This is a genomic window from Hanamia caeni (genome assembly GCF_003721595.1).
Lineage (GTDB): Bacteria > Bacteroidota > Bacteroidia > Chitinophagales > Chitinophagaceae > Ginsengibacter > Ginsengibacter caeni.
Genome location: NZ_RJJR01000001.1, coordinates 511,206 through 526,966, shown reverse-complemented (window position 1 = coordinate 526,966; position 15,761 = coordinate 511,206). Strand labels below are relative to the sequence as shown.

The following is a 15,761-nucleotide window of genomic DNA, read 5'->3' as shown; positions in this document are numbered from 1 at the left end:
CCTCAAAACAAAATTCCGGGATATTTATAGGTTTACTGTTATCCGTGGTTCTATTCGCGGTTTGAACTCGGTGGTGGGCGCTGCGATTTACTGTTGCCCGCGGTCTGACCATCGGTGCCGAGCGCTATGTTTTCAACAAAAATTACCGTCTTGTATTTTGGTAAAACAATATCAGGTTTGCCGGGGAGGCTTTTATCGTGGAGTTTATAACGGAATCCATTTGCATGTAGAAATTTACGCACCAGCATCTCAAGCTTTGTATTCTTGCCTTTAATGCGGCTCATATTGAAGCTGCGTATTTCTTTGGAGTGCACATCTGCCATGAGGCAAAGTTAAACGCCTTGTATTGCTTTTTTCCTAAATAAAAATCAATCAATTTATCGGTTTACTGTTATCCCTCTTGCCCGCGGTCTGACCTGCGGTGCCGACCGCTATCTCTTATCCGCGGTCTGACCTGCGGTGCTGACCACTACGTTTTAGCCGCGGTCTGACCTGTGGTGCTGACCGCTATGTCTTAGCCGCGGTCTGACCTGCGGTGCTGACCGCTATGGTTTACTGTTATCCGCGGTCTGACCTTCGGTGCTGACCGCTACGTTTTATCCGCGGTCTGGCCTGCGGTGCTGACCGCTATGAAGATTTCAACTCTTACTCCAATTCATCAGGCAGGTAATTGAATAATAAACTCAGTAAAGCCACCCTCTTTACTTTCCACTTTCAATTCTCCGCCATGGGCTTTTATAATATCGTATGATAAGGATAAACCCAGCCCGGTTCCTTGTCCTGCTGGTTTGGTAGTAAAAAATGGCTGGAAGATTTTACCGGCAATATCTTTCGGAATACCGATGCCATTATCTTTAATATAAATACTTATGTGGCCGTCCAGCTTTTTGGTAATTACAGAAATGGAAGGTTCATACTTTTCGCTTTCGTCATTTTGCGTTAGGCCTTTAGCCTTCTGCTTTTCGCTTACGGCATAAAATGCGTTATTAAAGAGATTTAAAATCACTCTTCCTATATCCTGTGATATCACATTTATTTTGCCAATACTTTCATCAAAATCTGTTGTCATGGTGGCATTAAAGGTTTTGTCTTTTGCCCTTAACCCATGATAGCTAAGCCGCAAATATTCATCCGCCAAAAGATTAATGTCTGTTGGTTCTTTTTGCCCTGTACTTTTTCTCGAATGTTGCAACATTCCTTTTACAATGGCATCGGCGCGTTTGCCGTGATGATTTATTTTTTGTTCATTTTCTTTTATATCTTTTAATATCGCGTCTTCCAGTTGCTCATCTCTTTCTGCTTTTGGCTTTAAGCGTTCCGCTTTTAGCTCTTCCAGTAATTCGGCATTTACATCAGAAAAATTATTGACAAAGTTTAAAGGGTTTTGTATTTCATGTGCAATGCCGGCGGTGAGTTCGCCGAGGGAGGCCATTTTTTCTGACTGGATCAGTTGTGCCTGCGCCTGTTTTAAATCAACTAATGTTTTTTCAATGCGGGCTTTCGCCATCATCGCTTCCCTTGCCTGTGCTTCTGCTTTTTCCAAATCAAGAAAACGGGTGTAGGTGCCATCAAAAACTTTGGCATACCGTTCGAGCACGTGCATTGTTTCAGGCGGTAAAGGATCATCAGATATGACTCCTATCACACCTTTGCTGAAGTTAGCCATATTGTAGGCTCTCCTGCCTGACCAGTTACCGGTATTCATGTGAAAGCCTGCTTCCCTGAGATAGCGCCTGTAGCTGGTCAATTCTTCACGCTCCAATTTGATAATAAATGATTGGCTTTTCGTTTTCCAGTTATCATACATTTTCCTGTTTACCGAATGGTCATCTATGCTGCATTTGTAAAAAGTGTTGCGCTGGTCCAGGCTGTTTGCCACATTGATTTCCATCGACAAATCGCTTTCATTCATAATAACAATAAGACAAACCGGAAAATTTACTCCGTTCAGGTGCATCTGTTCCAAAAGAATAAGACCCACTTCTTTCATTTCTTCACTGTGTTGCATAGCCATCGTGGTTTCCCATATCTTTTGCAATGAAGCTTCTATTCTCAGTTCCCGTTTTTTTGCAGCGAGCTCTTTTTGCAGCTCAGCATTTTTTTCCATGAGCAATTGCTCTGGTTGAGAAATCATCATAGTATTTGTGGTTTATTGCCTAAGTCAGCTTTCAATCTCCCAAAATTAAACAATGAAATATCCTGTTAGCAGTATGACGAAAGCCAGTGAGAAAAAAAACAGGTTGGCATCTACATTTTTGAATATCGGGGGAACTCCATTAGGGTCTGATAACGTTCCGGCGTAAAGCTTTCTAGCGCAGACATTTATTAAAAAACTTCCGAGTACAATTAATCCAAGAATAAATGAAAAATTGACGGAGAAGTTTTGGCCAATGCCGGAAAACCATAACAAATAGAGGCTTAACAAGCCAATGCCTGTAGTGATCATTACCTGCCATACCACATGAAACCTTGCATGTGATACCCAAAGCGGATTGGTAGCATGGCTGCGGCTTAAATCCACAATTGGCGGAACAATACAATACATGAGCGTTGCGATAGTAAGAAGGATCTTTCCGGTTAAGTACATTGTAGTCATTGGTTGATATTTAGTCAATACAAAAAAGCAGGTTGCCTGCTAATTGCCCAAAGCATCTTTATGGGCAGTTGGCAGCAGTACGTTTACATACGGTTTATATTCACTTTACAAAAAAATAGGTGGGAGGAGTTAATTCCCAAAGCACATTAGTCTCTTAAATTATTTTCTAAAAGTTCAGTTCCGCCGGATAAGCTAAAAACAACTTTCAAAAGCTGTGAAAAAACAATTGTTTTATTTTTTTGCCCGATAAAAGTAAATAAAATAGTATTCGTTCTTTTCAAAAATATTTTAGGAATCAAAATGGGTTTACCTATTTGGTAGGTCTTATCCGCGGTCTGACCTGCTTTGCTTTTGCCCTTTCTTTTGCCTTGATGCATTCTTCAACGGCGCTCAGAACGAAACATACACGGATTTGCTCTTTGCTTTTTCTTTTGTCTTGATACAAAAGAAACAAAAAATCAAGGAAAATCCGCCGGTGGGCGGACAGGCTCCGATCGCTCCGCGCGTTTTTCCGGGCCAGCGCGCGGCAAAAGCCGGTGGATAGACATTATTTCTTTGTAGTGAATGTTTGAAGTTAAACGTCTTTGCTTTTTTCCTAAAATAAAAAAACAATCAATTTGTTGGTTTACTTTTACCCGCGGTCTGACCTGCGGTACTGACCGCTACTTTAACGACTATTGCAATGAAAACACGCCCTTTAAAAATTAAGGTTTCACCTTCCATTGGTAATGTATCGGCTGAATATCTTTTGCCCGCGAATGCCAAATGCATCCTGGCACTGGCCCATGGTGCCGGCGCAGGAATGAATCATCCTTTTATGGTGGCGCTGGCCAATTCCCTTTCTGACACAGGGATTGCCACGTTGCGCTTCAACTTTCCCTTTGCAGAAAATAAAAAGGGAAGTCCTGATCGGCCGGCTGTCGCGCACGCTACTATTGAAGCGGCTATTACAAAAGCGCATCAGCTATCTAAAGGCCTTCCTGTATTTGCCGCCGGTAAATCATTCGGAGGACGAATGAGCTCCCAATATCTATCAACGCACCCGGAAAGTTTGGTAAAGGGAATTATTTTTTACGGGTTTCCGTTGCATGCACCCGGTAAGCCGTCAACCGACAGGGCAGCGCATTTGAAAGAGGTAAAAGTGCCGATGCTTTTTTTGCAGGGTACGCGTGATGCGCTGGCACAGTGGGATCTAATCGAATCGGTATGTTCGTCACTCCCAAAAGCGACACTGATAAAAATCCAAGGAGCGGATCATTCTTTTAAAGCAGGTAAGACAAATACGACAGAGATACTTTCAAAAGATACGAACCACTGGATAGAGAAATTATTGAAAAGAGGAGCGGTTAATTTACCAGGGACGTTGACCGCTACGTCTTAACCGCGGTCTGACCTGCGGTGCGACCGCTACGTCTTGCCCGCGGTCTGACCTACGGTGCGACCGCTACGTTTTTTCCCGCGGTCTGACCTACGGTGCTGACCGCTATATCTTATCCAAAAAGTATCACGTTGGGGTGAGCGGGTTAGGCGACTCAGAGAGCAGTAAGAGTTTTAATTGACATTAATTTCCATTGCCCCGTTATGAAGGTCGGACATGGCGATCAGCAGATCGTATCGTTTCAGAAATTCATTCCACACATTGTATATGGTGGTAGTCTGGTTGTTCAGATTGGTATAATTGGTAAGTACATTATCGCAACTGTGCAGCAGGTGTTCACACTGGTTTGCGACGGAATTGGCGTATCCTTTGAATTGATTAAATTGCTCGTCGAAAGCTACCGGATCGATGGCATTGTTTTCCGAATTTTCTATATGATCCATTGACAGACTGGTCAGTTCATCATACAAAGCCTCCAGCTTTTCTTCGTCGCTGTCAGCTTCTTCATTCATCTTTTTGTTCAGCGCTTGCGCGGCCTCATAAACTGATACGATTTTAGTATTATAGTCTGATAGCTCCGAGACGGTTTCTTCACGTGCGGCCATCATTTTCTCCAGGCTGGCCTCTTCCGGGTTATAACCGGCCGCGGAGAGCTTATCAGCTATTTCCACGCAGCTATTAAAAGTGGCCCCTACTTTTTCCAGCTCCTTGTGCAGAAACGCTATATTTTGATTGATGGCTACAGATTCGCGGTACAGCTTCTCAGCCTTATTTTTAATATCAAGATGCAGATCGTGGAGCCGGATATAGGCATTTAGCAACAATTCGTCCTGTGTGGTGAGGGTTGTTTTGCCTGCCTCAAATACGATCTCAATTTTTCTGAAAGGATGGTCGATGATGTCTTTTTTTATAGCTGGCTGTAAGGGTTGCATAGTTATAATTTTTGGTGTTAATTCGGTTTACACAAAGAAACGAAAAGAGGGTTCGCGTTAGTATGTGTCCCAGCCTGACCTGCGGTGCTTTTGCTTTTTTTCTTAAATAAAAAATCAATCAATTTGTTGGTTTACTGTTGCCGGGATTTGTGTTTTTTGTGTGATGACCGGCATCTGCCTAAGAAGTTACTTATCGCTTTTTCTCTTAAAAGAAAAAATAACCAAAAGTTATGCGCCGGTTTGTAGTCGTTTTTTAAGGTGCTTATGAGATCGCTTCACTAAGTTAATGTAAGAAAATAAAATTAAATTGCATGTATGTACACGATTGAAACCATAGTGGATAAATTAAAACAACTAAAGCCGGAATTGGTAAAAAAATACCCTGTTACCGGTATTGGTGTGTTTGGCTCATACGCAAGGGGCGAAGCTACGGGTGACAGTGATATTGATATAGCGGTAGATATCGATGGACCAATGGGGTTGAATTTTGTTGCCATGGCTGATGAAATAGAAGCGCTTTTTGGAATTAAAACCGACGTAATACCAAAGCGTTCTGTAAAACCGGAATACCTGCCTTACATCGAAAAAGACATTATTTGTGTCTGAAAGAAAACCTTCTGCATTATAGGTGATATTCTTAACTGTATAAAACACATAGGCGATTATACCGGAAACCTTTCTTTTGACGAATTTTCTTCTGATTTTATGGTTGTTGAGGCCTGCCTCTATAACATTCAGATAATAGGCGAAGCGGTATGAAAATTAGCTGAAGAAGTGAAAAAAAATAACCCTGATATCCCATGGGTATTAATTAAAGGAATGAGAAACAGGCTTATCCACGATTATATTGGTACTGATCTGCAGGTGGTGTGGAATATTATTATAAATGAGTTACCTTCTTTTGCACAAAGGCTACAACAAATTTATGCTTCTCTGCTTATCGAAAAGAAATAAACGCAGCGCTGCTTTGGAGCAAAGGTAAACACCTTGTATGGCTTTTTTGCAGATAAAAAATCGCATTATTTGTTGGTTTACTGTGGCCGGCGGTCTGGCCTTCGGTGCCTTGTTTACTGCTTTATAAGTTGAAGTTAAGAACTAATAGCTTGGCGTTGTTCATCACGCCGTAACTTCTGGCGATACCTGCACTTAACTGAAGCTTTTGTTCATCGTCCCTCTATAGCAGCAAGCCAATGTCGTGCTTTGCATGATATTCAGAAAAAGCGCTAATGGTATTTTCCTAACATAATTTGTTGATAGTAATCCAAAAAACGTTTGATATCTACATCAGTGGCTATTGAAACTAACGGTTTGTTTTTAAAAGCTAAATCTTCAAATTGAAAGGGATACACCGGTGCAATAGTTTGACCTATTGCTAAACCTTCGGTTACTACACGCACTGGTGCTTTAGTAAATTTAAAAAGTGTTGAATCAACCATGTACAGTATAAGGGGTGAACCTGGGTCAATAAGTCCATCAGTGTGTAAATTTTTCATTTGAAAGTCACGGGTAAGTCTTGTGATAGAGTAAATAAAGTTTCCGTATTTCGGATTTTCATTCTTTACCCGTAATAAGATTGAATCGCTTATTACAATCTTCATATTAACGTCTAATCCAAACTCTATTACCTTCCATGGAGCTGTAAAAACCATGTCGGCAGCGTGAGGATCAAACCAAATGTTGGGTTCTGCAACCGGTGTAATAAGTCCGCCTGCGTGAAAAGTGCCTCCGCTTACAAGCACCTCTTTAATGTTTTTCGTCACATTTGAATCCAATCTAATCGCATCTGCCAAATTTGTACATCTTCCTTCAGCCAAAATTGTTATTTCTCCCGGATATTCCTTAGCAATATCTACAATGAACTGAGCTGCGGTTTTTTGTTCAGCAAAAATCTTTGGCTCTGGTTGATTGGTATTGCCTAATAAATCTTCTCCATGAATAGGGTTAGGTCCTGCAGGCAAAGGATCAACTACTAAAGGCCTTATTGCGCCTACAAAAACCGGAATTTTTTTTCCTGATAGTTCTACAATACGCAGAGCGTTTTTTGTTCGTTGACCTATATTAACATCATTGCAGGTTATAGTAATACCAACAATTTCTATTTCGGGTATTTGCAGCGCTAAGACAACTTCCATAGCGTCATCAACGCCGGGATCGCAATCAATGATTATTTTTTTTTGTGAATATATTGGAAGGGAGCAACAAAATAACAATATCGTGGAGATAAGCCGTATAGTTCGTTTCATATATTTCGGCTATTTAAAATTTAAAAAGGGTTGATTTCAGTTTACGTTTTGCGATAGTATTTCGCCCAACGAACGATACGCAAATTAAAACTTGCTTGTCACTTTCCTCTTGAAAATAAGGTAACAAAAAAGTTACGTGCGGGTTAGTTGTTGCTTCCTAAAGATGATGATGTCTTGTATTGCTTTTTCCTAAATAAAAAATCAATCAATTTATCTGTTTACTGCTACCGGCGGTCTGACCTGCTTTGCTTTTGCCCTTTCTTTTGCCTCGATGCATTCTTCAACGGCGCTCAGAACGAAACATACACGGATTTGCTCTTTACTTTTTCTTTTGTCTTGATACAAAAGAAACAAAAAATCAAGGAAAATCCGCCGGTGGGCGGACAGGCTCCGATCGCTCCACGCGTTTTTCCGGGCCTGCGCGCGGCAAAAGCCGGTGGATAGACATTATTTCTTTAGAGTGGTGTTTTAAATTAAATGCCTTTGCTTTTTCCTAAAATAAAAAATCAATCAATTTGTTGGTTTATTTTTACCCGCGGTCTGACCTGCGGTGCTGACCGCTACGTCTTATCCGCGGTCTGACCTGCGGTGCTGACCGCTGCGTTTTGTGACCTGCGGTGCTGACCGCTACTTTACGCGCAACAAACCGGGATTATTAACGTTACCCTACAAATCAACTATTTCTTTTATTTTGTGTGTCAATTAATCTCATGAAGAAACTAACTGCACTGTTTTTTGTCATGTGCATTTTTTATACTGCATTTGCTGATACCTTTATTGTTACCTCAAATGCTGATAGCGGCCCTGGCACATTGAGAGAGGCCATAACGCTGGCTAATGCAAACGGGACAAGTGTTACCGATGATATCCGTTTCAACATCCCGTCTGCCACTTATAATCTGAGAATTATCCGGTTGGTTACCGAACTGCCATCGCTGTCATCCAATATCACGATAGACGGTACTACCCAGCCGGGTTTGGCTTACGGAACAACCGACGCTAAGATATGTCTCCTGAAAAATGACTATGCTCCCTCTTTTTCAATGATCAAAGTTGAAAATGCCAGCAAGGTGAAAATATTTGGATTGCACTTATATTATGGATATTGGCAGGGCCTTTTCGGCATGCCTTACCGGTCATCACAGCTTTATGGTATCAACATCATCAACTCAACCAATATCGAAATAGGTGCGCCCTCAAAAGGAAATGTAATAACCGGGGTGCTGCATGGTATTTATTCCAATTCTGAAAAATGCAGTGATATATTGATCAAAAGCAATTATATCGGGCTGGGAAAGTTTTACGATAATGGCCAGGATGATATTGATCCGGTGGTGATAGGGTCTGAGTGCTGTATTACCCTGGCGAATGTGAAAAACATCACTATCGGGGGAAGCACTGCGGCTGAAGGGAACATTTTAGGAACCTCTTCAAGAGCGATCAATATTGATTCCAAATACGCCGAAGGAAATGGATTTCTGCTGATACAATTTAATCTTTTTGGTTGCTTTTATGATAAAACGACCTTATATCAAAACATAGGCGATTTTTGGGATTGCTATATAAATATTGGAAGAAGCAGAAATAACCCGGTTAACTGGTCATTGGAGCATTTTATAGATTATAAAATTGATCTTTTGGATAATAACATTCGCGCACATGCCGTGTTTAAATATGTGAGCGGGATGATAACCGTATTAAGAAACAGCTTTGCAAAGGATTATCGCACCAGCAATCTGCCCATAAAATTAGGTTTTTATAAATGTTCCGGGAAAGCGATTGTGGGAAATGAAAATGAAGCTGACGCGAATTACTTTCTGACCAAAAACCTGAATACTAATAATAACTCTCTTTCCATTTATGATTGCGGCCCCATCACGATAGGTAAAAATGTTTTTGAGTGTAACTCAAGCTTAGGCTCCACTACTGTTGTAGGTAACATGTACAACAAAATTCCTTCTGTCCAGATAAGCAATACTACGGATCATTCTGTTTCCGGAACAGCGGCTCCTGATACTAAAATTGATTTATATTATGATGATGAATGCACTGCCTGCGAAGGGAAGAAGTATTTGGGAACTGCGCATGCAGATGCGTCAGGTAATTGGACATACGAAGGCCCGGTAACTGCAACCGTGGTAGCCATCGCCACTTCATCAGAAGGTTATAGCGGTGAATTTTCCAGGCCAACCTGCGATGTTTCCAAGGCGATACAAGTGTACCCTACCTGCGGCAAAAATAACGGAAGCGTAACCAACCTTACCGCCGAGGGTGCCGACGCTTATTTTTGGTTAAATATGGAAACCGGCGACACGGTTAGCAGGTCTTTGAACCTGGTAAATGCAAGCGTTGGAAAATATGTTCTGTATGGCGTACACGGAGGAACCTGCATCAACTATTTTTATTATGCTGACCTGGAAGATCATACTCCGAAAATTTATAGCAGCCCTGAATATGCCAATCAACCTTCGTGTGGGCTTTCGAACGGTTCTATTATAGGCTGCATCAATCTTTTTTACAGTCTAAATTCAGATTATAAATGGATCAACAGCAAGGGCGAAACCATAGGCACACAGTGGGATATTGAAAGATTAGGCGAAGGTACCTATCGCTTTGTAGCAGTGGATATAACTCCGGGAGGCGGCTGCTCAGATACGGCAACTTTTGTGTTGAAGAATCTTTCCGGGCCCACTTTACACACGGCAAATATAAAAATCACTTCTTCCACATGCAATAATAATAACGGTAGTATCAGCGGCATTACAGTCACAAACGCAACAGGCCTTCCATTTGTTCAATGGCTTGATTCTTTGAACCATCCGGCAGGAAATGGCTTTGACCTGGAGAATGTATTGCCCGGGAAATATCGCCTTCAATTTAAGGATGAAACCGGCTGTGATACGATTATTACGCCTTATTACGTAGTTGCCGGAAAGGGCAATATTTTAATTGACACTTCCAACAAATTGGTTACAGCCAGCAAATGTTCCGGCGTTTCCGGCAGCATTCAACAGGTGGCGGTAAACGGAGGTGAGGCATTTCAATGGATCAACATGCAGAACCATTCGATAGCTGGCTCGTCACTTAATGTATTTAACCTGTCGCCGGGAAATTACCAATTGAAGGTGAGTAATAGTTTGGGCTGTAACAATGAATCGCCGGTGATTGCCGTGCCGCAGGCAGTTTTTGATGAGATAGGGGTGACGGACTTTACCGCTAAGAATGCAGTTTGCGGGGAAGATAACGGATCGATAAAGCTTAATGCATTTGATAAAGACGCGGGCCTTTATACTTTTCACTGGGCCGACAGTGCGTCAACTCAAACCATTGGCACCGGCACTTCTGTTTATAATTTAAAGGCAGGTGGCTACCTCCTTTTTGCAAAAGATAACAACGGTTGTGAAAAACAAATATTCAGTACACATATCAGTGGCTTCCCCATTCCGGCTTTTGATTATTCAGCAATGGTTAACGAAGATGATCATTGCCATCTGAAGGAAGGAAGCATTTCCGGTGTAAAGGTGAACGGCCTTACAGGGCCATCTGCGTTTACCTGGTATGACCAATACAATAACATCGCAGGCAATAATCCTGATCTGCAAAATGCCGGTGCCGGAACTTATGTTTTAAAAGTTACGGATGCCGGGGCTTGCCCTATACAGTCGCACCCATTTGTTATTACCAATACCAATTATACTTTGGATGCCCCTTCGTATCAAAATCTTATCATTCCCCGGTATGCTGATGCGGCCATTGCGATCCAAAATGGAGAACCAGGTAATTACCACCTATGGGCAGATGCAACAGGGGCTGTTACGCTGCAACAAAATAACAATGGCAACTTTATTGTTCCAAAAATAGCGGCAGATACCAGTTTTTATATCCAATTGATGTTGGGTAGCTGTTCAGCTCCTGTAGTGAAGGTGAACATACAAGTGGTGGACAAATCCTACTTTGCGATTCCTAATGCATTTACCCCCAATGGTGACGGAATCAACGACAGGCTTTCTGTAAAAGCGCTGGGATTTATTGAACTTGACTATTTCAGAATTTACAATCAATGGGGTGAATTGGTTTATGAAACCCACCGGCTAAACGATGGCTGGAATGGCATTTACAGGGGAAATTTACAAAATACGGGCGTATTTGCCTGGATAGCAAAAGGAAAAGATATTATGGGAAAGGTGATAACAGATAAAGGCAGTTTTGTTTTGATCCGGTAACGACTTTGACTCCGATAGAGCTATAGGGATAAATTCGTATTTCTTTGCAATTCACGCCTGTTTTGCTTTTTCTTCTGCTTTAATGCATTGACGGTGCTCAGAAAAAACAAAAAATCAATCAATTTGTTCCTTTACTTTTACCCGCGGTCTGACCTGCGGTGCTGACCGCTACATTACTTTTACCCGCGGTCTGACCTACGGTGCTGACCGCTACATTACTTTTACCCGCGGTCTGACCTGCGGTGCTGACCGCTACGTTTACTGCTACCGCGGTCTGACCTGCGGTGCTGACCGCTCCGTTTACTGTTACCCGCGCTCTGACTTCCGGTGCTGACCGCTGCGTTTGCCCGGCCAGGCAATATTTTTTGCCGGAAAGCTTGCATGAAAAGAGCTCAGCGACTATTTTTAGGGATTATTAACTCACAAAAACAATTACCTATGAGAAAACATCTCCCGCTTTTTGTATTTGCATGCCTTGTCAGTTTTACTTTTATATCGTGCAAAAAATCATCTTCATCCGACAACTCAGGAAGTTATTACATGAAAGCCAAAGTTGACGGCTCAGCCAAAAGCTTCAACAAATCAGTTGCGGCGCTCAAAGGCAACCTTGGCAACGGCTACTATAGTCTCATTATCACAGGCCTTGGTTCCACTGACCAGATGGGCCTGATGCTGTGGTCTGACAAAGACGATTTTACCGCCGGGAAAACGTTTACGTTAGAGGCACTGGGAGGCACCACGTATAACGAGCTGACGTTTGTAGCGCCATTGGGAAGCTCAGCGCCTACGTCGCAATGGGTATCTACCTATGACTACGGCACGGTGCCTGAAACTTTTCAATGTACGATTACGGAGGCAACCTCTACCTACATTAAAGGAACTTTCAGCGGTGTGATCTACCAGAATAACAGTTCTGAGGTGGCATCCAAAACGATAACAGAAGGCCAGTTTTACGCCAGGTATACTATACAGTAAGCCGACGGGCGATCAAAAAAGGATTAAGAGACGATACAATGGGATCGTCTTTTTTTATTATAGCCCTCCTGCCCTGCCGGGCATCCCCGCGGGCAACCCGGAATTACCTTTTGCGGCCGTGTAAAGTGCGAAATAAAACCGGACATATTTCTTTGTTTACTGCAACATGAAAGAAGTAATTCGAAAAGTAGCTGCCCCACAGCCACAGATAAGCCTATAAGGTAGATACTGTCCCTTTCTGTCGTTTCAAAGTGTGAATAACTTTCTCTTGCCCATTCCCTGCATATTTTCGTTATCCATGCCGCGCATACAAATCAGCTTCGGGAAAGATCGTCATTTTTTTGTGAAGTATTATCATTGTTTTTCCTTGATGATCGTGTCAGATTTGCATTAAAAAAACAATGAAAAAAGCATTCAACCCCAAATGGCTGCTGGTAGCCGCAGCAGCACCGGTCATACTGATCTCATGCAGTAAAGACCACCCCGGTATGCCTGCAACAAGTGATCATACCATCACCATAGAAAACGTGTTGCAATCACAACCGCTTGTTGAATCCGGTACGTTTCAAAAGCCTGGTCAACTGATTAATCCAGGGGCCTCCTCTTCCTTTACCTTTTCTGCCGCAAAGGGTGAAGCCATTACGTTTGCTACCATGTATGGCTGGTCAAACGATTTATTTTTCGCCCCTGCAAATCCGGGCATCCATGTATATGATGCCAGCGGCAATCCCATCGAAGGTGATGTTTCTTCTCAAATAAAACTGTGGGATAATGGCACGCGCATCAACCAGCAACCCGGCTCTGCAGTTAGCCATCCGGGAACAGCGGAGACTACCTCTCAAAATATTGTGGAGGTAAACGGATCGGATGCCCAGGGCAATACTTACCTGCCCGCTTCATCACTGATGCAGGCTACTTTAAAATATGAGGGCAATTCAATGTTTACGCTTACACTCAAAAATATCTCAGGAGGCACGGCGAATGAAACGCCGTTTAGTCCCGGTGTGTGGGCAGTGTCTTATATCGCCGGTGGCAATTTGTTGAACCCCCATCCCATTTATACTGAGGGTAAACCTAACGCAAACGGACTCACCAATATCGCTGAAATGGGCAATAACAGCGCATTGAGTTCCTATCTGAAAAATATTACCGGTATTTTCACCCCCTTATCGCCGGTATTGGTAGTGATTTACAAGGGGATCACTAATCCCGTTTATACTGCCGGACAAAATGATGCAGGACATGGCTTGACCGCACTGGCCCAAAAGGGAGATGCCAGCGGATTAGCCGGCTACTTAAAAACTGTCAAGGGGGTCAAAAACGTATATGTTTTGCCGGCAGCAAATACCAAGGTACTGCTACCTGCAATGGATGAACAGCCAGGCAGTAGCGTGTCACAAGAAATTCATGTTGCCAAAGGCGATAAGATTGCTATCGCTACCATGTACGGTTTTTCCAACGACTGGTTCTTTGCTACGAAAGGGGAAATTGATGCTACAAAGGCCGCCGATATTTCTTCACAGGTAGGCCTGTTTGACGACGGCACAGCAGTGAACCAGTTCCCGGGGGCAGGCGTTACCCAATTCAATCTTGCGGGCACACCACTTAGTGAAAGCAAGCCGATTGAAGAGGTACCCAACCCAAACCAGTTTACAACACTCCCTGCTATAAGTAACATTATTAAGGTAACCATCCAATAATTTTTAAGATGGGACTTATTAATTTTGAAAAAAGGTATGATATTGCCCCATTATTTTTAAGGCTGATCATTGGTACAGGATTTATGCTGCATGGCTATGCAAAAATCAGCAGGGGAACCGGGGGTTTTGAAAAACTATTGGTGCAAGCCGGTGTTCCTCTTGCACATGTGAATGCACTGCTGGTACCGTATATAGAACTATCAGGGGGCTTTGCCATCTTAGCAGGATGGTACGTGAGCATCGTTGCCATTCCATTAATCATTACGATGCTGGCGGCGATGCTCACTGTGCAGGTACATTATGGATTTAGCTCGGTGAATACCATCGGGCTTACCCCGGCGGGGCCAAAATTTGGACCACCGGGATATGAGATCAACCTTTTGTACATTGCCGGTCTGATTTCTTTAATGTTTACCGGCAGTGGTATATTTTCGGTAGACAAATGGATGAAGCAAAAGAAACCGGTTTATTTTTTAAGAAAAGATGCTAAGGGAATACAACAATAAAGCAACTCTCGGACAGTTTATCATGCACGTTGGCGATGAGATGTTTAAAGGAGCCGGGATAACTGCTCCTTCAATAAAGCCGATTAACACGTTTGTGTTTAATAAAGGAGGAGAACAGCAGGTGATCATCGATAAGGTAAAATATACCATGCCTGCCCACTCGGTTCTGCCATTAATGTACAATCAGCATTTTGTGTTTGAGCACCCTGAAGCTTTGGTAGCCTGGCAGTTCAACCGCGAGTTTTATTGTATTGTGGATCATGATGCGGAAGTGGGTTGCGTAGGATTTTTATTTTATGGCATTCATCACCCAATGTTTGTCGGCCTTAACGAAAAAGAGTTGCAGGAGCTATCTGCGATTGAAGAAACCTTCTCCGATGAGATTGATGTGGAAGATCATTTCCAGGGAGAAATGCTTCGTTCCCTATTAAAAAGGCTGATTATTAAAATCACCCGCATAGCCCAAAAGCAGGCAAAGGCATATAATCAATTCAGTACTGAAAAGATGGATTTGATCCGCAACTTTTCGCTGGTTCTGGAAGCTAACTTCCGAAAGGAACATGAAGTCAAATTTTATGCGGCTGCACTAAACAAATCGCCGAAAACCCTCGCCAACTTTTTTGCCATGTGTCACGAACCCTCACCGTTAAAGATCATTCACAACAGAATTATCCTGGAGGCCAAGCGTTATCTCTATTATACCGATAAAAGATCCAAAGAGATTGCTTATGAATTAGGGTTTGAAAATCCTGAACACTTTAGCCGCTTTTTTAAATTGAATACCGGTAAAAACATTTCAGCTTTTCGTAAGGAAGATAAGAACGCTTCGTAAGTTGTAAACCTGATATTTACCTGGTATTCCAGGAAATGCCCGTGAATGCTCCATTAGCCTTTTCCGTAGATAAAAAATCAACTAATTTGTCGATTCACTGTTACCGCGGTCTGGCTTGCGGTGCTGAGCGCTATGTCATTGCATCATATCCGTTCGGCAGGTGTTCGTTTCCGGACACTTTTATTGCCGGCTTTTTTGCAAACCATTTATTGGCAATGACTTAGCAAATGGCATAGCTGTTGACTTATTAACTGGCAGCTTTGGCCGAGGAAAGGTATTGAATCCTGCCAGTGTAGCATTTTGAACAAGGATGTAACTAAAATCCGGGCAAAACGTAACACTTTGGTGCAAGCGGGAAATGAAGAATGTCACTCCC

Annotated in this window: 13 protein-coding genes and 1 pseudogene; 9 read left to right on the top strand and 5 right to left on the bottom strand. The window is 42.6% G+C overall.

Annotated features, from left to right (window positions below):
• Positions 1-50: 50 nt before the first annotated feature.
• The 3 genes from EFY79_RS02430 to EFY79_RS02420 all read right to left on the bottom strand — a co-directional run bounded on the left by EFY79_RS02430 (position 51) and on the right by EFY79_RS02420 (position 2,596).
• Positions 51-323 carry a PDDEXK family nuclease gene (locus EFY79_RS02430; protein WP_123119063.1) on the bottom strand — a complete coding sequence of 91 codons (273 nt, stop codon included), beginning with the start codon at positions 321-323 and terminating at the stop codon, positions 51-53.
• 335 nt (positions 324-658) lie between these two features.
• The gene (locus tag EFY79_RS02425; RefSeq protein ID WP_199727414.1) at positions 659-2,137 is read right to left on the bottom strand and encodes a sensor histidine kinase; all 1,479 of its coding nucleotides are present in this window, start codon (positions 2,135-2,137) and stop codon (positions 659-661) included.
• A 45-nt stretch (positions 2,138-2,182) separates the two neighbouring features.
• Positions 2,183-2,596, bottom strand: coding sequence for a hypothetical protein (locus tag EFY79_RS02420; RefSeq protein WP_148041832.1), 414 nt, complete (start codon positions 2,594-2,596; stop codon positions 2,183-2,185).
• A gap of 682 nt (positions 2,597-3,278) precedes the next feature.
• Between EFY79_RS02420 and EFY79_RS02410 the strand changes: the two genes are divergently transcribed.
• Positions 3,279-3,977, top strand: coding sequence for an alpha/beta hydrolase family protein (locus EFY79_RS02410; protein ID WP_123119060.1), 699 nt, complete (start codon positions 3,279-3,281; stop codon positions 3,975-3,977).
• A 170-nt stretch (positions 3,978-4,147) separates the two neighbouring features.
• Here the strand turns inward: EFY79_RS02410 and EFY79_RS02405 are convergent, their stop codons facing one another.
• Positions 4,148-4,906, bottom strand: coding sequence for a hypothetical protein (locus EFY79_RS02405; protein WP_123119059.1), 759 nt, complete (start codon positions 4,904-4,906; stop codon positions 4,148-4,150).
• A 315-nt stretch (positions 4,907-5,221) separates the two neighbouring features.
• On the opposite strand from EFY79_RS02405, the gene EFY79_RS02400 reads away from it, so the two are divergent.
• Both EFY79_RS02400 and EFY79_RS21685 read left to right on the top strand, forming a co-directional pair.
• Complete coding sequence (locus tag EFY79_RS02400; protein WP_123119058.1) at positions 5,222-5,512, top strand: nucleotidyltransferase family protein; 291 nt, start codon at positions 5,222-5,224, stop codon at positions 5,510-5,512.
• A gap of 15 nt (positions 5,513-5,527) precedes the next feature.
• Positions 5,528-5,860 (top strand): annotated as a pseudogene (locus EFY79_RS21685) (HepT-like ribonuclease domain-containing protein).
• Positions 5,861-6,129: 269 nt separating this feature from the next.
• Here the strand turns inward: EFY79_RS21685 and EFY79_RS02385 are convergent.
• Positions 6,130-7,149, bottom strand: coding sequence for a nucleoside hydrolase (locus tag EFY79_RS02385; protein ID WP_123119056.1), 1,020 nt, complete (start codon positions 7,147-7,149; stop codon positions 6,130-6,132).
• A 147-nt stretch (positions 7,150-7,296) separates the two neighbouring features.
• Between EFY79_RS02385 and EFY79_RS21355 the strand changes: the two genes are divergently transcribed.
• The 6 genes from EFY79_RS21355 (at position 7,297) to EFY79_RS02360 (ending at position 15,385) form a co-directional block, all read left to right on the top strand.
• Positions 7,297-7,593, top strand: a complete 297-nt coding sequence (locus EFY79_RS21355; protein ID WP_158605124.1) for a hypothetical protein — start codon at positions 7,297-7,299, stop codon at positions 7,591-7,593.
• 266 nt (positions 7,594-7,859) lie between these two features.
• Positions 7,860-11,372, top strand: coding sequence for a T9SS type B sorting domain-containing protein (locus EFY79_RS02380; protein WP_123119055.1), 3,513 nt, complete (start codon positions 7,860-7,862; stop codon positions 11,370-11,372).
• Positions 11,373-11,810: 438 nt separating this feature from the next.
• Positions 11,811-12,347, top strand: coding sequence for a hypothetical protein (locus tag EFY79_RS02375; RefSeq protein WP_123119054.1), 537 nt, complete (start codon positions 11,811-11,813; stop codon positions 12,345-12,347).
• Between the two features lie 401 nt (positions 12,348-12,748).
• Positions 12,749-14,047 carry a spondin domain-containing protein gene (locus EFY79_RS02370; protein WP_123119053.1) on the top strand — a complete coding sequence of 433 codons (1,299 nt, stop codon included), beginning with the start codon at positions 12,749-12,751 and terminating at the stop codon, positions 14,045-14,047.
• Between the two features lie 8 nt (positions 14,048-14,055).
• Positions 14,056-14,553 carry a DoxX family protein gene (locus tag EFY79_RS02365; protein WP_123119052.1) on the top strand — a complete coding sequence of 166 codons (498 nt, stop codon included), beginning with the start codon at positions 14,056-14,058 and terminating at the stop codon, positions 14,551-14,553.
• Complete coding sequence (locus EFY79_RS02360; RefSeq protein WP_123119051.1) at positions 14,531-15,385, top strand: AraC family transcriptional regulator; 855 nt, start codon at positions 14,531-14,533, stop codon at positions 15,383-15,385. The genes EFY79_RS02365 and EFY79_RS02360 overlap by 23 nt, the downstream gene beginning before the upstream one ends.
• Positions 15,386-15,761: the final 376 nt, after the last annotated feature.